Below are 21,322 nucleotides of genomic sequence, written 5' to 3'. Positions count from 1 at the left end.
AAGCCAAGTCATCCATTTTAGGCGGAAATGGGCTATCCTAGGTTTAGCCAGGCAGCCAAGATCCTCTTCCTTTCATCCTCTTTTCTCTTTCCAAATTTCTGTGAAAGGCCGCGGCCCCAATTGGGGCCGCGGCCTTTCACAGCGCGGGCGGAGGCGGGCGCTTGCCGCTAGTCCTGGGTCGGCGGCATCTGCCGGTAACACAGATACCAGTCCCGGCACTCCAGGCCCTGAGGATTGGGCTTGGCCTGCCGCTCCAAGAGCCCCTCGTAGGTCTTGGGGGGAGGAACCATGGCAGGCTGGCCCGGCTGCCAGTTTGCGGGGGTGACCACGTGATCTTGATCCGTGGCCTGAAGCGCGGCCAATAGACGCAGGATCTCCGGGATGCTGCGCCCGTTGGTGAGGGGATAGACGAGAATGGCGCGCACGGTCTGCTCCGGGTCGATGAAGAATACATTCCGGACCGTTTCCTGCGTGCTGGCGTTGGGGGCGATCATTCCGTACAGACGGGCGATGCTCCCATCCCGGTCGGCAATGACCGGAAAGGGGACCTGGACCCCTGTGGCGGCGTAGATGGCGTACACCCAGGCCAGATGAGAGGCCGAGCTGTCGATGCTCAGACCCAGCAGCTGCGCGTTGAGGGCCTCGAACTGTGGCTGCGCCTTGGCAAATGCAATGAATTCTGTGGTGCAGACCGGCGTGAAGTCGCCGGGATGAGAGAAAAGGATCACCCATTTCCCCTGGTAATCGCTGAGGCTGACCGGCCCAAAGGTGGTGGCTGCGGTAAACGCAGGGGCCTGGTCCCCGATATTTAAGCATGATTCGTTCATGGACGCACCTCCCATATGCTATCCCATGCTATGCCAGCCCCGCCGGGCGTGTGCGGGGGACGAACGAGCCACCAAACAGTCAAAAAGGCACCGGGCCCGTCTGGGCCCGGTGCTCTGCGGTCTAAGGGAGCAGGTCGATGATAACGCGCTTCATTCGATCCGGCGGGAGCTCGCACAGATTGAACAGTTCCACCATTTTTCCCACCAGTCCGGCGTTGCTTGAGATGTCTCCGCACGTCTCCGCCGCGAGACCGTCCACAGAACAGATCATACCGTATACCGTGCAGAGCTCATCATACTGCTGGGAGACCATCTCATAATGTGGCGGGGCCATAAATCCACTTCCTTTTTTGTAATTTACTTACAGAATCATATTATATAGGACCGATACAAAAATGAAATACGTTTTTTACACAAAATTTGGAGAGGAATTTTTGCAAAATAACCAAATATTGTATCTGCAAGAAATAAAACACAAAATATAGAGTATAAGTAAAGCAGAGACTTCAAAAATGGAGCGGCCCGGCAGAAGTCAAAACGGGGAGAGCGCTATCCTGTACGGCAAAACTGTGGTACAATACTGCAAACGAGATTTTGCATTTGAGGAAGCGGATATGAAAAAACTGGCCGTAGGGATATTGGCCCATGTAGATGCGGGAAAGACCACCCTGTCGGAGGCCCTGCTCTACCACAGCGGGCGGCTGAAAAAGCTGGGGCGGGTGGATCACCAGGACGCCTTTCTGGACACCGAACCGCTGGAGCGGGAGCGGGGCATCACCATCTTTTCCAAACAGGCGGTGCTCCCCCTGGAGGGGGTGGAGGTCACCCTGCTGGACACGCCGGGGCACGTGGATTTCTCCGCCGAGATGGAGCGCACCCTCCAGGTGCTGGACTGCGCCATTCTGGTGGTCAGCGGCACCGACGGGGTACAGGGGCACACCCTCACCCTGTGGCGGCTGCTGGAGCGCTATGGCATCCCCACCTTCCTGTTCGTCAACAAAATGGACCTGGCGGGTGCGGATCGGGGCCGACTGCTGGCCGAGCTGCGGGGGCGGTTGGGGGAGGGCTGCGTGGATTTCGGGCCGGGGCGGGACCGGGAGGCCCTGCTGGAAGACGTGGCCATGTGCGACGAGGTCGCCCTGAACGGCTACCTGGACCGGGGGACGATAGCGGATGAGCAGATCGCCGCCCTGACGGCCGGGCGGAAGCTCTTCCCCTGCTGGTTTGGCTCGGCCCTGAAGCTGGAGGGGGTGGAGGAACTTCTCCGGGGGCTGGAGCGGTACGCCCCTAGACCGGTCCGTCCGGCGGAGTTCGGGGCCAAGGTCTACAAGATCGCCCGGGACGCCCAGGGTGTGCGGCTGACCTATCTCAAGGTTACAGGGGGCAGTCTGCGGGTCAAGAGCCTGCTGACCAACCGGCGGCCCGGCCTGCGCGAGGACCAGGCCTGGGAAGAGAAGGCGGACCAGATCCGCATCTACTCCGGGGCGCGGTTCCAGACGGCGGAGGAGGTCCCGGCGGGGACGGTGTGCGCCGTGGCCGGCCTGAGTCACACCCGGCCCGGACAGGGACTGGGCAGCGCCTGGGCCTCCGAGCCTCCGGTGCTGGAGCCGGTGCTGACCTATCAGGTGCTGCTGCCCGAGGGGTGTGACGTCCACGGAGTGCTGGGCCGGCTGCGGCTGCTGGAGGAGGAGGACCCCCAGCTCCACATCGCCTGGAACGAGCAGCTCCGGGAGATCCATATTCAGCTCATGGGCGAGGTGCAGCTGGAGATCCTCCGGCGGCTGATCGCCGATCGCTTTGGGCTGGAGGTGGGCTTCGGCCCGGGGAACATCGTCTACCGGGAGACCATCGCCGCCCCGGTGGAGGGCGTGGGCCACTATGAACCCCTGCGGCACTATGCCGAGGTCCACCTGCTGCTGGAGCCGGGGGAGCGGGGCAGCGGTCTGCACTTCGCCTCCCGGTGCCCGGAGGACGCGCTGGACCGTAGCTGGCAGCGGCTGATTCTCACCCACCTGGAGGAAAAGGAGCATGTGGGGGTGCTCACCGGCGCACCCGTCACCGACCTGAAGATCACACTGACGGCGGGGCGGGCCCACCAGAAGCACACCGAGGGGGGCGATTTCCGCCAGGCCACCTATCGGGCGGTGCGGCAGGGCCTGATGGAGGCCGAGAGTATCCTGCTGGAGCCATGGTACGACTTCCGGCTGGAGGTCCCCGCCGAGAGCGTGGGCCGGGGGCTGTCCGACGTGCAGCGGATGGGGGGCGACGCCTCGCCCCCCGAGATCCTGGGTCAGGACGCTCTGCTCACCGGCGCGGCGCCGGTGGCGGGGATGCGGGACTACGCCCGGGAGGTGGCGGCCTACACCCGGGGCCGGGGACGGCTGTTTTGCACCCTGAAGGGGTACGAGCCCTGCCGGGAACAGGAGCGGGTCGTGGCGGAGTCCGGCTACGACCCCCGGCGGGACCTGGACAATCCGGCGGACTCGGTGTTCTGCGATCACGGGGCGGGCTTCGCCGTCCCCTGGAACCAGGTGAAGGCCCGTGCCCATGTGGACAGCGGCCTGCGGCTGGGAGAAACAGGGCCGGAGGGGGAAAAACCTGCCCCGGCGCAGCGGAGGACCTATGCCGATTCCCTGGCCCGGGACAAGGAGCTCCAGGCCATCTTTGAGCGGACTTACGGAAAGGTGGAGCCCCGGGCCTTCCAGCCCGCCAAAAAGCCCGCCCGCACCAGCCTGGACGGGGAGCATTACGCCATCCAGGCCCGCCAGGCGGGGCCGGAGTACCTGCTGGTGGATGGGTACAACATCATCTTCGCCTGGGATGAGCTCCAGACTGTGGCCCGGGACAGCCTGGACGCCGCCCGGCAGCTTTTAATGGACCTGCTGAGCAACTATCAGGGTTTTCGCAGGTGCGAGGTGATCCTGGTCTTTGACGCCTATAAGGTGCCCCGCAGCCTGGGAGAGGTGGTGAAATACCACAACATCTACGTGGTCTACACCAAGGAGGCCGAGACCGCCGACGCCTACATTGAAAAGACCACCTACGAGCTGGGAAAAAAGCACCGGGTGCGGGTGGCCACCTCCGACGGGGCCGAGCAGCTCATCATCCTGGGCCATGGGGCCCTGCGCCTGTCGGCCGGCGCCTTCAAGGCGGAGGTGGAACAGGTGGAGGGGCAGATCTCCGCCGTCCTGGCCCGGAACAACCGCCGGGAGAAGTCCCGGACGGTGGAGTCCGCCTTGCACCGGGCGGCCGAGCGGCGGGACGGAGAGCGGGGCGGCGGCTGAACGCGGCCCGCAGTCAGACCGGCGCGGCAAAGCCGCGCCGGTCTTTTTTTGTGCAGTTTGCCGTTGACAGGAGCCGCCGTGCGCGCTATGATCTTAACACGTTTCATTCCTAACATAGTTAACGATTTGAGACAGACAGGGGGATGCGACTTGGAGATCACAGAGCTCCAGGAGGCCTTTATCCGGACCATCCACCGCTTCCGGCAGGACCGAAGCTGGCACTGGGCCGGCGGCGGGCTGACCCGGGCGGAATTTTACGCGCTGTCCCAGATTCGCGAGCATATGCAGAGCCACCCGGGGGACCGGGGGGTGTATGTGTCGGCGCTGGCGGGACGGATGCGGGTGTCGCCGCCGGCGGTGTCCCGGATGCTGCGGGGCCTGGAACAGCGGGGCCTGGTGGACCGGGCGGTGGACCGGATCGACCGGCGCAACACCTATGTGATGCTCACGCCGGCAGGAGAGGCCGCCCGGGCGGACACCATCCGCGAGCTGGACGGCTACACCCGCCGGGTGCTGGAGCGCATGGGCCGGGAGGATATGGAGACCCTCATCCGCCTGTGGAACCGCCTAGCCGACGTCATGACCGAAGAACGGGCAAAGGAGAACACGCCATGATCCAATTGTTCAAGTACCTGAAGGACGCCGGGTGGACGGTGGGGCTCATCGTCCTGCTGCTCATCGTGCAGGCCTGGTGCGACCTGTCTCTGCCCACCTACACGTCGGACATTGTGGACGTGGGCATCCAGCAGGGGGGCATCGCCTACGCCGTGCCCTACCGGATGCGGGGGGAGACGCTGCGGGAGCTGGAAGCCTATATGACCCCGGACCAGATTGCTGTGCTGGAGGGGGCCTACACCCAAGAGGCCGACGGCAGCTACACCCTGGCGGATCGGAGCACCGAGGAGCTCGAGCGGCTGGAGGGCCTTCTGGAAAAGCCCATTCTGGCGCTGTCCAGGCTCCAGGCCATCAGCGAAACATACGGCCTGGAGCCGCCGGAGCGGGCCCCTTCCGGCGGGCCGGACCCGGGCTCGGGCCTGGCGCTTCTGGAGGCGCTGCCCCAGGAGACCGAGACCCTGAGCCGGCAGAAAACGGTGCTCTTTGTGCGGCAGGAGTACCAGGCCCTGGGCATGGACCTGGGCGCCATCCAGACCCGGTATCTGCTGGCCACCGGGGGACGGATGCTGGCCCTCTCCCTGGTGATGGTGGCTGCCGCCATCCTGACGGGCCTGCTGGCCTCCCGGGCGGCGGCCCGCATCGGCATGAATCTGCGCCGGCGGGTGTTTGAGAAGGTGGTCTCCTTCGGCAGCGCCGAGATTGACCGCTTCTCCACCGCCTCCCTCATCACCCGCTCCACCAACGACATCCAGCAGATCCAGATGGTGGCTGTCCTACTGCTGCGCATGGTGCTTTACGCTCCCATTGTGGGCATCGGCGGCATCCTCATGGTCTCCACCACCCGCACCGGCATGGGCTGGATCATCGGGGTGGCCGTGGGGGCCGTTCTGGCTGTGGTGGTGGCGCTGATGGCCCTGGCCCTGCCCCGGTTCCGGAAGATGCAGGTGCTGGTGGACCGGCTCAACCTGGTCAGCCGGGAGATCCTCACCGGCCTGAGCGTGATCCGGGCCTTCTCCCGGGAGAAGCACGAGGAGCAGCGCTTCGACCAGGCCAGCACGGACCTGATGCGGACCCAGCTCTTCACCAGTCGGTGCATGACCTTCATGATGCCCGCCATGATGATGATCATGAATTGCGTCAGTGTGCTCATCGTCTGGAACGGTGCCCACGGGGCCGATCTGGGCACCATGCAGGTGGGGGACATGATGGCCTTTATCACGTATACGATGATCATCATCATGGCCTTCCTGATGATTTCCATGATCGCCGTCTTCCTGCCCCGGGCAGGGGTGGCCGCCGCGCGCATCGACGAGGTCCTGCGTACCCAGCCCACCGTCCGGGACCGGGTGCAGACCGCAGACGACAGCCGCGCCGACTGGCGCGGCGCGGTGGCCTTTGAGGACGTATCCTTCCGCTACCCGGACGCCGAGGCGGACGTGTTGGAACACATCACCTTTACCGCCGAGCCCGGCAAGACCACCGCCATCATTGGCTCCACCGGCAGCGGCAAATCCACCCTCATCAACCTGATCCCCCGGTTCTTCGACGTGAGCGAGGGCCGCATCACCCTGGACGGGGTAGACATCCGAGATCTGAGCCAGCACAAGCTGCGCGCGCTGATGGGCTATGTGCCCCAGAAGGGGGTCCTGTTCTCTGGGGACATCGCCTCCAACCTGAAGTTCGGCGGGGCGGACATCAGCGACGCGGACATGCGCCGGGCCGCTGAGGTGGCCCAGGCCGCCGAGTTCATCGACGCCAAGCCGGAGGGCTACCACAGTCCCATCGCCCAGGGGGGCACCAACGTGTCCGGCGGGCAGAAGCAGCGGCTCTCCATCGCCCGGGCTATCGCCAAGCGGCCCAAGGTGCTCCTCTTTGACGACTCCTTCTCCGCCCTGGACTACAAGACCGACGTGGTCCTCCGCCGGGCTCTGGCCCGGCAGACGGCGGACGCCGCCGTCATCATCGTGGCCCAGCGCATTTCCACCATCCTCCACGCCGACCAGATCGTGGTGCTAGACGAGGGGAAGGTGGCCGGCATCGGGGACCATGAGACCCTGATGAAAACCTGCAAGACCTATCAGGAGATTGCGCGCTCGCAGCTCTCCGAGGCAGAATTGGGAGGTGCGGGCGCATGAACCACGAAAAGCATGTACCGGCCGGACCGGGCCGGCGGGGGCCCCACGGCCCCGGCGGCCGGATGATGCCCGGCGAGAAGGCCCGGGATTTCAAGGGGACGATCCTCCGTCTGCTGGCCTATATCGGGAAATACAAGGCCGCTGTGGGGGTGGTGATGCTCTTTGCCATGGCGGGGACCCTCTTCTCGGTGCTGGGGCCCAAGATTCTGGGCAACGCCACCACCGAGCTGTTCAACGGCCTGGTGGCCAAGGTCCAGGGCACCGGCGGCATTGACTTTGACAAGATCGGCCGCATCCTGCTCCTGCTGCTGGGCCTGTATCTGGCCAGCGCCGCCTTTTCCTTTATCCAGGGTTGGATCATGACCGGAATTACCCAGAAGATCTGCTACCGGATGCGGCGGGATATCTCGGAAAAGATCCACCGGATGCCCATGAAATACTTTGAGTCCCGCACCGTGGGCGAGGTCCTCTCCCGTATCACCAACGACGTGGACACCATGGGCCAGAGCCTCAATCAGAGCGTTACCCAGCTCATCTCCTCGGCGACCATGCTGGTGGGGGTCTTCCTTATGATGTTGACCATCAGCCCCCTGATGACCCTGGTCGCCATCGTCATCCTGCCGGTGTCCATGCTCCTCATCCGCCTGGTGGTGAAGCACTCCCAAAAATACTTCAAGGCCCAGCAGAAGTATTTGGGCATTCTCAACGGCCAGGTGGAGGAGACCTACTCCGGCCACAACGTGGTCAAGGCCTTCAACCGGGAGGAGGAGGTCGTCCGGGAGTTTAACGAGACCAATCAGGTGCTGTTCCGCTCCGCCTGGAAGAGCCAGTTCTTCTCCGGCATGATGCAGCCCATCATGAACTTCGTGGGCAACCTGGGCTATGTGTCCGTGGCGGTTCTGGGCAGCGTCCTGGCCGTCCAGGGGACCATCCAGGTGGGCGAGATCCAGTCCTTCATCCAGTACGTGAAGAACTTTACCCAGCCCATCACCCAGATCGCCCAGATCTCCAACATGCTCCAGTCCATGGCCGCCGCCGCCGAGCGGGTCTTCGAGTTCCTGAACGAGGAAGAGGAGGACCAGACCTGTGTCAACCCGGCACGGGTGGACGATCTGAAAGGCGCGGTGGAGTTTGACCATGTGAACTTCGGCTACACGCCGGACAAGACGGTCATCCGGGACTTCTCTGCCAGGGTGGAGCCGGGCCAGATGGTGGCCATCGTGGGCCCCACCGGCGCGGGAAAGACCACCATGGTCAAGCTGCTGATGCGGTTCTACGACGTGAACGCCGGGGCCATCCGGGTGGACGGACACGACGTGCGGAGCTTTAACCGCTCCGAGCTGCGGGAGGCCTTCGGCATGGTGCTGCAGGATACCTGGCTGTTTAAGGGCACCATCCTGGAAAACATCCGTTACGGCCGGCTGGACGCCACCGACGCGGAGGTGGTGGCCGCAGCCAAGGCCGCCCACGTCCACCACTTTATCATGACGCTGCCCGGCGGCTATCAGATGGAGCTTAACGAGGACGCCACCAATATCTCCCAGGGGCAGAAGCAGCTTTTGACCATCGCCCGGGCCATTCTGGCGGACAATAAGATCCTGATCCTAGACGAGGCCACCTCCTCGGTGGACACCCGCACGGAGCACCTCATCCAGCGCGCCATGGGCAACCTGATGCAGGGGCGCACCAGCTTTGTCATTGCCCACCGGCTGAGCACCATCAAGGACGCCGACCTTATCCTGGTGATGAAGGATGGCGACATCGTGGAGCAGGGCAGCCACGAGGCGCTGCTGGCCCGGGGCGGCTTCTACGCCGAGCTCTACAACTCCCAGTTTGAGGATGCGGCGGGCTGAGACGATATGGACGGCCCCCGGAGCTCAGCGGGCTCCGGGGGCGTTTGCATCGGGCGCGGGATTGTGGTAAAATGACGGGACTGGTCAATGAAAGGAGATACACAGAGAGATGGAACTCTTGCTCATGCGCCACAGCATCACCCCGGGCAACCTGGCCCGCCGCTTTGTGGGCTCCTCCGACCAGCCTCTGGCCCCCGAGGGAGAGGCGCTGGCCCGGAAGACGGCCCCCCTGCTGGAGCCGGTGGAGCACCTGTACCGCAGTCCCATGCTCCGGTGCAGACAGACCGCGGAGCTGCTATGGCCGGGGGTGGAGACCACGGTGATTGACGACCTGCGGGAGACCGATTTCGGCCCCCTGGAGGGCATGGATAACAGCCGGGCAAAACAGACGGAGCTCTACCGCCGGTGGACCAGGGGCGAGATTGGCCCCGGCGAGGCGGTGGAAGACAGCCGCCCCCGGGCGGTCCGGGCCATCCGGACCATCGGGCGGGACGCGGCGGAGCAGGGCTGGCGGAAGGTGGCGGTGGTGGCCCACGGCGGCCTGTTCATGGGGCTGCTGGCCCAATACGGCCGGCCGGACCGGTCGTATTACGACTGGCTTCTGCCCAACTGCGGCGGCTACCGGGTCACGCTGGAGACGGACCCTCTGGAGCTGCTGGTCACCGGCACGGTGGGCCAGGTCCGGGAGGAAAACAGGCCCATCATTTGAGACGGAGGGATCTTGGATGGAAAAGAAGCTGTGGCTGCCCACTCTGAGCCACTTTCAAAACGACAACGGCTGGAGCGGCAGCTCCGGCGTCCTGTGCTATGAGATCGAAAAGCCGAAAGAGGAGACCATGACCGTGGTGCTCTGGTACGGCCCATTCTGCCGGCAATATGCCGAGGAGATGGAGCGGCGGCAGTATCCCGTCACTGAGGATGGTATCGAGGCCATGCGGGCTTGGCTGATGGAGCGGGCAGCGGTCATGAACGCCGCGCCGGAGCGCACGCCGGCGGACACGCTGGCCTGGTATCAAAAGACCGCAGCGGAAAAGCGGGCGGAGAAAAAGTGAGAGGCCCATTGGGCCTCTCACTTTTTCAGTCCACGTAGATGACGCTGACGGGGCAGTTCTCGGCGGCCTCTTTGGCACCGTCCTCCAGCCCGCCGTCGGGCTGCTGGTGGACCTCGGCCAGACCGTCGTCACCGATGCGGAACACCTCGGGGCAGGTGGAGGCGCACAGGCCGCAGCTGATGCAGCCCGAGCGCTCAATGCTGACATGCATGGGAAAACCCTCCTTTCGGAAGCTATCTTGCCCAGAAGAATGGGGCTTCACACGCCAGAATCGGCTTTTTTACCCGTCTTGACGCTCCGGAAGCAGACGGATATAATGGACGGACAGGAGGAAGGAGGCGGACGCCCGTGGACAAGCGCTATGCCCGGCTGAAACGGAAAATGCTCCTGCTGGTGGTGGCAGGTACCCTGGCGGCACTGGCGGTGGGGATGCTCCTGCTGCACACCGTGGTGGACGGGGTCCTGCAGGACCCCTTTGCCCGGGCCTTCCTGTGGGTGGCCCAGAACCTGTTCGGGCAGGATGAGGCCGCCGCCCTGGAGCTGTATCATCAGACGGTCCGCAACCAGAAGCCCGGCCTGTTGGCGCTGGGGACCATCGTGCTCATGCTCGTCGCCTTCTATCTGGCCCTGGGCCGCTTTACCACCTGGCTGGACCAGATCGGCGCGGCGGTGCGCCAGGTGGTCAGCGAGAGCGGGCAGCCAGTGGTACTGCCCAAGGAGCTGGCTCCGGTGGCGGAGGACCTGAACGCCATCGAGCGGGCCCTCAAGGAACGGGAGGAAGCCGCCCGGGAGAGCGAGCAGCGGCGCGGCGATCTGGTGGCCTTCCTGGCCCACGACCTCAAAACGCCCCTGACCTCGGTGCTGGGCTACCTCAACCTGCTCCACGACGAGCCGGGGCTCACCCCGGAGCAGCGGGCCAAATACACCGGCATCGCCCTGGACAAGGCCCGGCGGCTGGAGGAGCTCATCAGCGAGTTTTTCGATATCACCCGCATGGACCTCCAGGGCGCGGGGCAGGAGCGCTGCGTCATCCATCTGTCCATCCTGCTGGAACAGCTGGCCGACGAGTTTTACCCCCTGTTTGCGGAAAAGGAGCTGACCTGCCGCACCGACATCACCCCGCAGCTCACCACCCGGGGGGACCCGGACAAGCTGGCACGGGTTTTTGACAACGTGCTGCGCAACGCCGTCAGCTACTCCACGGTGGGCGGCCAGGTGGACATCGAGGCCCGCCGGGAGGGGGAAGAGGTGGAGATCGCCATCCGCAACGAGGGGCTGGAGATCCCTGAGCAGGAGCTGACCAACATCTTTCGTAAGTTTTACCGGCTGGATCAGGCCCGCTCCACCCGCACCGGCGGGGCCGGGCTGGGCCTGGCCATCGCCCGGGAGATCGTGGAGCGCCATGGCGGCTCCATCCGGGCGGAGACCGACGGGCGGCGGACGAGCTTTGTCATACGCCTGCCCACTGGAGGGAAGGGAACATGACAAACGACATGAGCGGGGCTCTGGCCCGCCTGAACCGGGACCGGGCCCTCTACGCCAATCTGCTGGAGGTGCTGCGCCGGGGCAGCGCCCGGGTCTGCTGGGCGGGGGAGCGGGGCATCCTCCTGTACGACGAGGCCAGCGGCGCCTGGATGATGAGTGCCGCCGACCAGGCGGCGGCGGGGGAGCTCCTGGCTCTGGTGAGCGGCGGCTGCGACCTCTTTGTAGGCCATGAGATGTTCTATCTGCGCTCGGCGGAAGCGCGGCTGGGCTTTTCCGCCAAGCAGATCTGCTACTCCGCCCTTTACCCGGGGGTGGAGCCCCTGGCGGTGCCTGCCTTCGACGGGACGGTGCGGCGTCTGGGCCCCGAGTGGGCCCCCTGGCTGGTGGAGCACTATGAGAATGACTTCGGTGGGCTGCCCTATATGCAGGGGGCCCTGCGCCGGGGGATGCTGGGGGCCTTCCTGGAGGGAGAACGGGAGCCGGCCGGCTTCGTGGGCTTCCACGAGGAGGGCTCCATCGGCCTTTTGGAGGTGCTGCCCCACCGCCGCCGTCTGGGCCTGGGGGAGATCCTCCAGCGCAGCGCCGTCAATCTGGCGCTGGAGCGGGGGCAACTGGCTTTCGGCCAGGTGTTCTACACCAACACGGCCTCCCTGGCCCTCCAGCGCCGGGTGGGGATGGAGCTGTCCGAAGGACGGATGTTCTGGGCTTTTCCATAAAAGAAAAAGCGCCCGGACTGACACACGTCAGTCCGGGCGCTTTGCAAAGAAGCTTACAGGAGAAACCGGCCGGAGAAGCAGGCCCGCAGGATGGAGGACAGTCCCTGGAGGATCAGCAGGGCGCCCGCCAGGATGCTCAGGGTCAGGGCGCCCGCTACCGGGTCCAGGAAGGAAAAGAACCCACCAAACGCCAGCAGGACGCCCAGTGCGGTGAACCAGCCCCAGCCCCGGACGCCCAGGCGCCGCAGGTCAAAGGAGTTGACGAACTTGGAGACGCCGGAGAACAGCAGCCACATGCCGAAGATGAAGGGGAGCGACAGGGCGGTAAAGGCCTGGTCGAACAGAACGAACAGGGACAGGAGTACGGTCAGGATGCCGTCCACCAGGAACCAGACGGAGCCCACCATCCGGTCCCGCCCCCGGGCGAAGATGACGATGTCCACGATGCCGGAGAACAACATAGACAGGCCCAAAAACAAGGAGATGGCGGCGAGGGCCACCACGGGCCGGGAGAGACACAGAATGCCACACAGGATGAGGAGCACACCGGAGATGATCCACAGAACACGGGAAAATGTCTTACTCATACAGAACCCTTCCTTTTACCCCGGCGGACCGGGATACTTTTTCTTTCTGAGAAGAGCCTATCCCAAAACTGTGACAGAGGATCGGATTTTTTATGAAGAAACGGTGAATTCTGGCACGCTTTGAATACAGGGGTCAGCCCCGCTCCTCCAGCGGGACAAAGGGGTGGACCGGGGCCACGGCCTTATAGGCGGGGCGGATGATCTTGTTGCCGGGGTTATAGACCTCCTCCAACCGGTGGGCGCACCAGCCCACCATGCGGGCCATGGCGAACAGGGGGGTGTAGAGCTCCTCGGGGATGTCCAGCATCTTATAGACGAAGCCGGAGTAGAGGTCCACGTTGGCGCAGACCGGCTTGTACTCCCCCTTGGCCTTGTTGATGAGAGGGGGAGAGAGGCGCTCCACCGACTCCACCAGCTCAAACTCGTCCAGCATCCCCTTCTCCTCGGCCAGACCGCGGGCGAACTGCTTAAGCAGCCGTGCCCGGGGGTCGGATAGGGAGTAGATGGCGTGGCCCATGCCGTAGATCAGGCCAGAGCGATCCCCGGCCCGCCGGTGAAGCAGTTTGTCCAGATAGGCGCTCACCTCGCCGTCGTCCTTCCAGTCCTTGACGTTCTTGCGGATGTAATGGAACATCTCCATGACCTTCTTGTTGGCGCCGCCGTGGCGGGGACCCTTCAGCGATCCCACGGCGGCGGAGATGGCGGAATAGATGTCGGTGCCGGAGGAGGAGAGCACCCGGCAGGCGAAGGCGGAGTTGTTGCCGCCGCCGTGTTCGGCATGGAGCACCAGACACAGGTCCAGCAGCCGGGCCTCCTGCTCGGTAAATTTGTTGTCGTGGCGGACGGAGTAGAGGAAATTCTCCGCCATGCTCAGGCCCTCCTGAGGCCGGTGGAGGTACAGGGACTCCTCGTCGTAATAGTGCCGCTTCACCGCAAAGGCGTGGGCGATGATGGTGGGGCACCGGGCCACCAGAGTCAGGGCCTGGAGCAGCTCGTGCTCCAGGGAGGTGTCCTCCGGCCGGGGATCATAGGAGTACAGGGCCAGGACCGAACGGCCCAGCTTATTCATCACGTCGGGGCTAGGGGCCTTGAGGATCATATCCTCGGTGAAGCCGGGAGGGAGAGGGCGATACTCCGCCAGGACCTGGTCGAAGGTGGCCAACTGGTCTCGGGTGGGCAGGGCGCCGAACAGCAGCAGATAGGCTGTCTCCTCAAAGCCGAAGCGGCCCTCGGACACAAAGCCGTGGATCAGGTCCTCCACGTTGATGCCGCGGTAGATGAGCCGGCCCTCCATAGGGACCTTCTCGCCGTCCTGCATATAGTAGCCCTGGACGTTGCCGATCTGGGTGATGCCGGCCATGACGCCGGTGCCGTCGGCGTTGCGGAGGCCCCGCTTGACGTCGATATTCTCATAGTAGGCGGGGTCAATGGAGTTATGCTTCTGGAACTCCCCGCATAGACTTTGGATAAAGCCCTTGGAGAGAGCGTCCGCGCTCCCACGCTTATGATTGCCATGCCCTTTCTGCATGATGAAAGCCTCCTCGCCCCAAATTAATTTTTCCTATTGTACGACGGAACCGGGGGCACGTCAATGCTGAATCCCAAGAAAATCATACTGTTACAGGATTTTTGTAGAAACTAACAGGAAAACGAGGATGGATGGAGCATGAAACATCCAAAGATGTCTCCTGCAAAATGCGGGGGAAAGGAAACGGAGGAACGAACATGAAACCAGTGGTAGTCACGGCTCTGGCGCTGCTGCTGCTGCTCTTCCTTTGGCCCATGGTGTTCCTGGGCGGACCCACCCCCGCGCCGGAGGAGAGCGAGAGCCTGCCCACCGCCACCCTCCCCATTGACCGGGCGTCGGTTCGCCCGGCGGAGGAATGGGCGGGAAAGAGCGACGGAGAGACGGTGGTGCGGGTGAAACAGGCCGACGGCACGGTGACCGCCCTGTCCATGGCCGACTATCTGTGGCGGGTGGTGGCGGCGGAGATGCCCGCCTCCTTCGAGCCGGAGGCCCTGAAGGCCCAGGCGGCCACCGCCCGGACGTACACCCTCTACAAGATGCTCAACGGCCCGGTGGCCGGCCACACCGACGCCGACGTATGCACTGACATCACCTGCTGCCAGGCGTACATCGACCCGGCCCAGGCGGCGGCCAACTGGGGGGACGCCGCCCCCCTCTACACCCAGAAGATTGCCGACGCCGTGGCCGCCACCGATGGACAGGCCATCCTGTACGGCGGACGGCCCATCGACGCGGTATTCTTCTCTTCGGCGGCGGGGAGCACCCTGGATGCGGTGGAGGTCTGGGGGGGCAGCGTGCCCTACCTCACCGGGGTGGCCTCCCCCGAGGGGGAGGAGGTTCCCGGCTACCGCAGCCAGGTGACGGTGCCCCTGGAGGAGTTCAAAACGGCCTTCCTGGCCCAGTACCCCCAGGCCGACCTGTCCGGAGAGGCGGCGGGCTGGTTCCAAAATACAGTCCCCACCTCCAACGGAGGGGTGGAGACCGTGGACGTGGGGGGCGTGACGGTGAAGGGCACGGCCCTGCGGACCCTGTTCGACCTGCGCTCCACCCACTTTACCGCGTCGGCGGGGCCGGAGGGGATCACCTTCCACGTCACCGGCTACGGCCACGGGGTGGGCCTGAGCCAATACGGGGCCAACGCCCTGGCCAAGCAGGGCAGGACCTGGCAGGAGATCGTGGCGTGGTACTACACCGGGGTGACGGTGGGAACCTACACAACATAATTTTGCCCTTGTGATGGGGAAGCGCTTAAGGAGTTCGACCGGTTTTCGGCGTAGAAAGCAGGTGCGGCGGCCACCCATAGGCGGCCGCCGCATGACACATTCTCCTGATCGTTTATCGCACGGAATTTTAACCTCGCAAGCCTGACGGTTCTGATTTCGGAGGACGGACTTATTCCATTACGCCAATTTCATCGGGGACGATGAAGTCTGCCTCCGTACAAGCACGGATATCGTCGACCGTATAACCGGGGGCCAGCTCTCGGATGACCAAGCCGTCAGGGGTGACCTCGAAGTAGCACCGCTCGGTGACGATATCGGTGACGCATTTCGCACCGGTGAGGGGCAGGGTGCACTTTTTCAGAATCTTAGATTGACCGCTTTTCTCACAGTGGTCAGTGGCCACCACGATCTTTTTGACGCCGGCGCAGAGGTCCATGGCTCCGCCCATCCCGGGGACCAGCTTGCCGGGAACGGTCCAGTTGGCGATGTTACCCTCCTGGTCCACCTGAAGGGTGCCCAGCACCGTAGCATCAATATGGCCGCCGCGGATGAAGGCGAAGGAGGTGGCGTGGTCGCACACGCTGCCGCCCATGATTATCGACGCGGGCTGTCCGCCAGCGTCGATGAGATCGGGGTCTGCGTCTTCCCACTTGGGAGAGGCGCCGCAGCCGACGATGCCAATCTCAGCCTCCAGCCAAAGACGGACGCCCTCGGGCAGGTAGTTTACGCATAGCAGGGGCAGGCCGATGCCCAGATTGACAAAATCACCGTCCTTAAAAAACTTTGCGCAGCGAGATGCGATCAATGCGCGTCCAGTAAGACCAGCCATTATTGTTTCCCTCCTTCCGCCGCTTCCCTTGCCTTCGCTTCTGCTTTTGCCTTGGCGCGTTGCCACATGGGGCAGAAAGGCTTCTTTTCGCCGGTTCTGACATACACCATGTCGATGATGGGCGCGGGAACGTCAATCTCGTCGGGGCCTAGCTGGCCAATCTCTACCAACTCCTCCACTTCCACGATGACGGTGTCGGCGGCCAGCGCCATATAGCTGTTGGTGGCCCGGCTGGTCAGCCGGAAGGAGATGTTGCCGGCGGTATCCGCCTTGGTGGCTTTGATGAGCGCAATATCCGCCCGCAGGGGCAACTCCAGAAGGTATTCTCTGCCGTTGATGGTGAGCTTCTGCTTGCCCTTCTCCACATCGGTGCCGACGCCGGTGGGGGTGAGGCAGCCGCCCAAGCCCGCGCCGCCGCAACGGATGCGTTCGGCAAAGGTGCCTTGGGGCACAAATTCCACAGCAAGCTCACCGGCAAACATCTGGTCGCGGGCGACTGGGTTGAGGCCGATGTGGGTGGTGATGAGACTTTTGACGCGGTGCTCGCTGATAAGCCGGCCAAGCCCCTGGTCGGGCATGCCGCCGGAAACCGCGATCGCGTCAATATCCTTCACGCCCTTTTCCAGCATTCCGGTAATGATTTCCTCGGCCGAGAGTTCACCGTGCCAGTCGCCAAACATGATAGTCTGGCCATCGCTGAATTTTGTAAGGGCCTCTTCTTTGGTCACTACCTTTGATTTCAAGTTGGTTGCCACCTTTCCTAGTAAGATTTCCACCTTCAGCTAGCGACGGCTTATCTGCCCTCAAACGTAGCTTTGCGCTTCTCCATAAAGGCTTTACAGCCCTCCTGGAAGTCCATGGAGGCCGAGCATTCATGCTGGGTCGGAACCTCTGTCTCAGACAGCCACTTCTTGTAATCAGCATAGTTTGCATCATATAACTGCTTTTTGATATTTTTATAAGAGATCAGCGGACCGGCTGCCAGCTTCTTTGCGAACGTCAAGGTGACCTCGTCCAGCTCTTCCACCGTGGTCACCTTGTAGGCCAGACCCAAGGCTTTGGCCTCCTCCGCGCTCATGGGACGCCCGGTGGCGGCCAGCTCCATGGTGCGGGCGGTGCCGATGCTTTTGGAGAGAAGATAGGTAGCCCCTGTATCGGGAACGAGGCCCAGATTGACAAAAGCTAAGATGAACTTGGCGTTGTCCGCGCAAATCATGAAGTCGCCGCCCAGAGCCAAGCTCACCCCCGCGCCGGCCGCCGCGCCGCAGACGGAAGTGATGACGATTTTGCTCATGCGCTTCATGCCATCCGCCACGGCGCCTACCTTGCTGATGAGTCCGTCCATATTGACTTCTCCGCCGGCCTGAATCAGTTGATAGAAATAGCCGATGTCCCCGCCCGCCGAGAAGGCCTTTGGACTGCCCTTCAGCACGACCACCTTGACTGCGGGGTCCTTCTCCGCCGCGTCGACCACATACAGAAGCTCGTCTGCCATCGGTTCGTCGATGGCGTTCAGATTCTTGAGATAATTCATTGTGATGATCGCGATGCCGTCCTGCACGGTGTAAATCAGCTTTTTCAGTTCCATTTTGTCGATGACTCCTCTCACGTAGTTGTTTTCAGGTGTGCTGAGTCGGTCTGAGCGCTGATCCTCGGGGCAGCTATAGGGTAGCACACAAATAGTGCAAAGTCAATAATGATTTGGTGAGAGTAGACAAATGAATTTAGCTATTATGACAAAAATGGCGCCGCAACCCTACAGGCGGAAAGCTACAGAATTGGTCCGTCATGCCGCTTGAAACAATCGGTTAACAAGCATCTGGGAGGGAAATCACTGCGTTTCGCGCTCGGCTTTCTGGGCCGCCTCCTCGATGACGGCCTCCACCCGATGGGCCTGGGCCTCCTCCTCCGGGGGGTCCTTGGGGAGGATCAGGTTGAGAAAGATGGCCATCATGGTGGCCAGCACCACCGAGGACGAGCCAAACACGGTGGTGACCCAGCCGGGAAAGCCGGGGCCAGCCAGAGAGCCGCTCACCTGCGTGACCCCCATACCCAGGGCCACGGAAAGCCCCACCACGGTGGAGGAGCGCATGGTGAACTTCTGGGAGGTGATCATGCGGATGCCGGTCATGGTGATCATGGCAAACACCGACACGGTGGCTCCGCCGATGACGCTCTGGGGGATGGTGGTGAGGACGGAGGAGAACTTGGGCACCAGACCGGCCACCAGCAGCACGGCGGCGGCCAGGGCAAAGACCAGGCGGTTAATCACCCGGTTGACGGTGACGATGCCCACGTTCTGGCTGTAAGTGGCGGTGGGCAGGCCCCCCACGAAGGCGCCCAGAATGCTGATAACCCCCTGGCCGATGATGCCGCCGGACAGCTCCCGGTCGGTGGGCAGGCGGTCCATGCCGCCCAGGGTGGTGGAGCTCAGGTCGCCCATGGTCTGCACGGCGTTGACCACGTAGACGATGGCCAGAGAGACGCAGGCCGAGGGCTCGAAGGAGAGGCCGAAGTGAAGGGGAGCGGCCACCTGGAACCAGCCGGCGCTGGCCACGGAATCAAAGGAGACCATGCCCATGAGCCAAGCCACCAGGTAACCGACCACCATGCCGATGAGGATGGCGCCCAGCTTCAGGGTGCCCTTGGTAAAGTTGTTGAAGAACACCACCACGGCGAAGGTGATGAAGGCCACCACCCAGTTCTGGACGCTGCCGAACTGGGCCGGGTCCGCTGGATTGGAGCCGCTGGCCATATACCGGATGGCCGTGGAATACAGGGAGAGACCGATGGTAAAGATGACGGTTCCGGTCACCAGCGGCGGAAAGAAGGGGCGGATCTGCTTGACAAAAACGCCGAACACAATGGCCACCATGCCGCCCACCAGCTCGGCTCCCAGGATGGTGGGCAGATCGAACTGCATCCCGATGGACTGGAGGGTGGGGACATAGGCGAAGCTGATGCCCATAATGACAGGCAGTCCCGCCCCAATGCGCCGAAACAGGGGGAAGAGCTGCAGCAGCGTGGCCAGTGCGGTGATGACCAGGGAGACCTGAATGAGCAGCGTCTGGTCAGCGGGGCTGAGGCCGCAGGTGTTGGAGATCAGAATGGCGGGGGTGACGATCCCCACGATGGAGGCCACCACATGCTGGAGCCCCAGGGGGATGAGCTGGCCGGGAGCTGGGACGCCTCTGTACTGGAACAGGGCGGCGGAATTGGGGTGCGTTGGCATACAATCATCACCTTACAACTTTTTTTTAGACCTAAATGTTTTTTATGTTACACCTACTATACGCCCTCCCACCCAGAGAAAGCAAGAAAAATTTTTTGCATGGGTGCAGAATCTGGACCTGGTTTTTTGTTTAGTTTGACGGGCTCGACGGAAAAGGCGTTGAGCCCGGGGCGAGCCCATGGTATACTTGCAAAAGAAGGGGCGTATTTGCCCAGCTTACAAAGAAAAGAGGAATGGGATATGAAAGGCAAACGGAGACTGCCTCTGGTCCTGGCGCTGTTGCTGCTGCTCACCCTGCTGCCGGCCCGGGCCACCGGGACCGACCGGGCCAACACCTTGGCCGCCGGGGGCCAGGCCCATTCCCTGGCAGTGCAGGAGGACGGCACCGTACTGGTCTGGGGAGACAATTCCGCCGGGCAGCTCGGGCTGGGCGGCGATGTGGCCGAGATCAGAAAGCCCACGGCGGTAGAGGGAGTCTCCGCCGTATCGGTGGCGGCGGGAGAGGATTTTTCCGCCGCCCTGCGGTATGACGGCGCGGTCTACACCTGGGGCCACGGCGTCCACGCCGTCCCTGTCCAGGCGGCCATTGATCAGGTGGCGGCCATCGCCGCCGGCGGAGAGGTGGTCCTGGCCCTCAAGACCGACGGGACTGTGTGGCAGTGGACCTACGGCGGCGCCATCTCTCGGGTGAGCGGACTGAGCCGGGTGGCGGCCATCGCTACCGGCGGAGGGCACCACCTGGCCCTCACCGTCAGCGGTGAGGTCTGGGCCTGGGGCAAAAACGACCGGGGGCAGTTGGGGGACGGAACGGCGGTGGATCGCGCCGCCCCGGTGAAGGTGCCCGGCTTAGTGGATGTGGTGGATGTGGCGGCCGGGGCGGCCCACTCTCTGGCCGTCACCTTTGACGGGCGGGTGTACGCATGGGGCTCCAATGACTGCGGGCAGCTAGGCCATGCCGAGGGAGACCGCCGGACCCCGTCGGAGGTGGCGGAGCTGACCAAGGTGGTCCAGGTGGCCGCCGGAACAGACAGCTCCATGGCCCTGACCCAGGGGGGCACGGTCTATACCTGGGGCTGCGGGGAGTATGGCCAGCTCGGGAGCTCCCGCCGGCAAAACACCCAGAGCCGGCCCTACACCATCAGCATGCCGGGCAGCGGCATGGCCCAGATCGCCGCCGGGGCCTACCACGATCTGGCCGTCACCAACGGAGGCGTGCTCTACGCCTGGGGCCGGAACCAGCGCTACCAGCTCGGCAACAGCAGGAACGAGAACGCCGACAGCCCGGTGCGGGTCCTGACCGGCACCGGCAGCGGCGGCGCCTACCCTGTGTCCTGGACCGACGGCATCAGCGATTGGGCCCGGCCCTATGCCGAGGAGCTCTATCCCACCGGGCTGGTGCCCCCCATGCTGTGGGGCGACTATCAGGCCGGCATTACCCGGGGCGAACTGGCCCACCTGCTGGTCAGCGTCTACGAGCAGGTGCGGGGGACGGCCCCGACGCCTAGCGCGGCAAACAAATTCAACGACCTTCAGGGCCACCTGCTGGAGACCGACCTGCGTAAAGCCTATGGCCTGGAGCTGCTGGGAGGTACGTCAGGCACCACCCTCTCCCCGGACCGCCGCGTCACCCGCCAGGAGGCGGCCAAGATGCTGTGCTGCTTCGTGGGCCGGATGGAGGGCATCTCGATCCCCGCCGGGATGCAGAGCCTGGCTTTCTACCGCGACGCCGGACAGATCGCGGAGTGGGCGGTGCCCTATGTGCACTATGCCCATGAGAACCATATCATGGAGGGCAATGCCGCCGGGGGCTTCGCCCCCTTGGACCGCCTGACCCGGGAGCAGAGCCTGGTTATCCTGGCCCGGTTGGTGGAGCAGTACGGATGGATAAAATAGGAAATGAACAAAACGCGCCGCGGAGCTGCAAGGTCCGCGGCGCGTTTTCCATGGAGACTGGGC

General features: G+C 63.7%; 19 protein-coding genes. 10 read left to right on the top strand and 9 right to left on the bottom strand.

Annotated elements, in window-relative coordinates; all coding sequences use genetic code 11:
* Window positions 1-167: 167 nt before the first annotated feature.
* Window positions 168-827 (bottom strand): peroxiredoxin, encoded by a 660-nt coding sequence (locus tag BN2154_RS14710; protein ID WP_094762537.1) that lies wholly within the window; start codon window positions 825-827, stop codon window positions 168-170.
* A gap of 121 nt (window positions 828-948) precedes the next feature.
* Window positions 949-1,161: a hypothetical protein gene (locus BN2154_RS14705; RefSeq protein ID WP_050619495.1), complete on the bottom strand. Its 213-nt coding sequence runs from the start codon at window positions 1,159-1,161 to the stop codon at window positions 949-951.
* 280 nt (window positions 1,162-1,441) lie between these two features.
* Here BN2154_RS14705 and BN2154_RS14700 point away from each other — a divergent pair, with 280 nt between their 5' ends.
* From BN2154_RS14700 to BN2154_RS14675, 6 genes are all read left to right on the top strand, one after another.
* Entirely contained in the window at window positions 1,442-4,111 is a 2,670-nt protein-coding gene (locus tag BN2154_RS14700; RefSeq protein ID WP_050619494.1) for a translation factor GTPase family protein, read from the top strand.
* A gap of 150 nt (window positions 4,112-4,261) precedes the next feature.
* Complete coding sequence (locus BN2154_RS14695) at window positions 4,262-4,726, top strand: MarR family winged helix-turn-helix transcriptional regulator (RefSeq protein ID WP_050619493.1); 465 nt, start codon at window positions 4,262-4,264, stop codon at window positions 4,724-4,726.
* Window positions 4,723-6,861 carry an ABC transporter ATP-binding protein gene (locus tag BN2154_RS14690; RefSeq protein ID WP_050619492.1) on the top strand — a complete coding sequence of 713 codons (2,139 nt, stop codon included), beginning with the start codon at window positions 4,723-4,725 and terminating at the stop codon, window positions 6,859-6,861. Before BN2154_RS14695 ends, BN2154_RS14690 begins: the two co-directional genes overlap by 4 nt.
* Window positions 6,858-8,714 (top strand): ABC transporter ATP-binding protein, encoded by a 1,857-nt coding sequence (locus BN2154_RS14685; RefSeq protein ID WP_050619491.1) that lies wholly within the window; start codon window positions 6,858-6,860, stop codon window positions 8,712-8,714. The genes BN2154_RS14690 and BN2154_RS14685 overlap by 4 nt, the downstream gene beginning before the upstream one ends.
* A 109-nt stretch (window positions 8,715-8,823) precedes the next feature.
* Window positions 8,824-9,423 carry a histidine phosphatase family protein gene (locus BN2154_RS14680; protein ID WP_050619490.1) on the top strand — a complete coding sequence of 200 codons (600 nt, stop codon included), beginning with the start codon at window positions 8,824-8,826 and terminating at the stop codon, window positions 9,421-9,423.
* A gap of 16 nt (window positions 9,424-9,439) precedes the next feature.
* A complete protein-coding gene (locus BN2154_RS14675) occupies window positions 9,440-9,766 on the top strand; it encodes a hypothetical protein (protein ID WP_050619489.1) in 327 nt (108 codons plus the stop codon).
* Between the two features lie 25 nt (window positions 9,767-9,791).
* Here BN2154_RS14675 and BN2154_RS14670 read toward each other — a convergent pair whose 3' ends face one another.
* Window positions 9,792-9,977 carry a ferredoxin gene (locus tag BN2154_RS14670; protein WP_050619488.1) on the bottom strand — a complete coding sequence of 62 codons (186 nt, stop codon included), beginning with the start codon at window positions 9,975-9,977 and terminating at the stop codon, window positions 9,792-9,794.
* A 137-nt stretch (window positions 9,978-10,114) separates the two neighbouring features.
* Here BN2154_RS14670 and BN2154_RS14665 point away from each other — a divergent pair, with 137 nt between their 5' ends.
* Together BN2154_RS14665 and BN2154_RS14660 are read left to right on the top strand one after the other, a co-directional pair.
* The gene (locus BN2154_RS14665; protein ID WP_242853769.1) at window positions 10,115-11,251 is read left to right on the top strand and encodes a sensor histidine kinase; all 1,137 of its coding nucleotides are present in this window, start codon (window positions 10,115-10,117) and stop codon (window positions 11,249-11,251) included.
* Window positions 11,248-11,967: a GNAT family N-acetyltransferase gene (locus BN2154_RS14660; RefSeq protein ID WP_238074862.1), complete on the top strand. Its 720-nt coding sequence runs from the start codon at window positions 11,248-11,250 to the stop codon at window positions 11,965-11,967. The genes BN2154_RS14665 and BN2154_RS14660 overlap by 4 nt, the downstream gene beginning before the upstream one ends.
* Window positions 11,968-12,020: 53 nt before the next feature.
* Here BN2154_RS14660 and BN2154_RS14655 read toward each other — a convergent pair whose 3' ends face one another.
* Window positions 12,021-12,554 carry an HdeD family acid-resistance protein gene (locus tag BN2154_RS14655; protein WP_050619486.1) on the bottom strand — a complete coding sequence of 178 codons (534 nt, stop codon included), beginning with the start codon at window positions 12,552-12,554 and terminating at the stop codon, window positions 12,021-12,023.
* Between the two features lie 133 nt (window positions 12,555-12,687).
* A complete protein-coding gene (locus tag BN2154_RS14650; protein WP_050619485.1) occupies window positions 12,688-14,082 on the bottom strand; it encodes a citrate/2-methylcitrate synthase in 1,395 nt (464 codons plus the stop codon).
* A 197-nt stretch (window positions 14,083-14,279) separates the two neighbouring features.
* Between BN2154_RS14650 and spoIID the strand changes: the two genes are divergently transcribed.
* The gene (gene spoIID, locus BN2154_RS14645; protein WP_050619484.1) at window positions 14,280-15,305 is read left to right on the top strand and encodes a stage II sporulation protein D; all 1,026 of its coding nucleotides are present in this window, start codon (window positions 14,280-14,282) and stop codon (window positions 15,303-15,305) included.
* A 169-nt stretch (window positions 15,306-15,474) separates the two neighbouring features.
* On the opposite strand, the gene BN2154_RS14640 is transcribed toward spoIID, so the two are convergent.
* The 4 genes from BN2154_RS14640 to BN2154_RS14625 form a co-directional block, all read right to left on the bottom strand.
* Window positions 15,475-16,134 carry a CoA transferase subunit B gene (locus BN2154_RS14640; RefSeq protein ID WP_050619483.1) on the bottom strand — a complete coding sequence of 220 codons (660 nt, stop codon included), beginning with the start codon at window positions 16,132-16,134 and terminating at the stop codon, window positions 15,475-15,477.
* Window positions 16,134-16,877, bottom strand: coding sequence for a 3-oxoacid CoA-transferase subunit A (locus BN2154_RS14635; RefSeq protein WP_050619482.1), 744 nt, complete (start codon window positions 16,875-16,877; stop codon window positions 16,134-16,136). Before BN2154_RS14635 ends, BN2154_RS14640 begins: the two co-directional genes overlap by 1 nt.
* A gap of 50 nt (window positions 16,878-16,927) precedes the next feature.
* Window positions 16,928-17,722, bottom strand: coding sequence for an enoyl-CoA hydratase/isomerase family protein (locus BN2154_RS14630; RefSeq protein ID WP_050619481.1), 795 nt, complete (start codon window positions 17,720-17,722; stop codon window positions 16,928-16,930).
* 243 nt (window positions 17,723-17,965) lie between these two features.
* Entirely contained in the window at window positions 17,966-19,366 is a 1,401-nt protein-coding gene (locus BN2154_RS14625) for a uracil-xanthine permease family protein (RefSeq protein ID WP_050619480.1), read from the bottom strand.
* Between the two features lie 240 nt (window positions 19,367-19,606).
* On the opposite strand from BN2154_RS14625, the gene BN2154_RS15915 reads away from it, so the two are divergent.
* Window positions 19,607-21,259 carry an RCC1 domain-containing protein gene (locus tag BN2154_RS15915; protein ID WP_050619479.1) on the top strand — a complete coding sequence of 551 codons (1,653 nt, stop codon included), beginning with the start codon at window positions 19,607-19,609 and terminating at the stop codon, window positions 21,257-21,259.
* Window positions 21,260-21,322: the final 63 nt, after the last annotated feature.

Origin of the sequence: Intestinimonas massiliensis (ex Afouda et al. 2020) (genome assembly GCF_001244995.1) — a bacterium.
Taxonomy (GTDB): domain Bacteria; phylum Bacillota; class Clostridia; order Oscillospirales; family Oscillospiraceae; genus Intestinimonas; species Intestinimonas massiliensis.
Note: the sequence above shows the minus strand (reverse complement) of the source record. Positions and strands in the feature narration are given on the sequence as shown.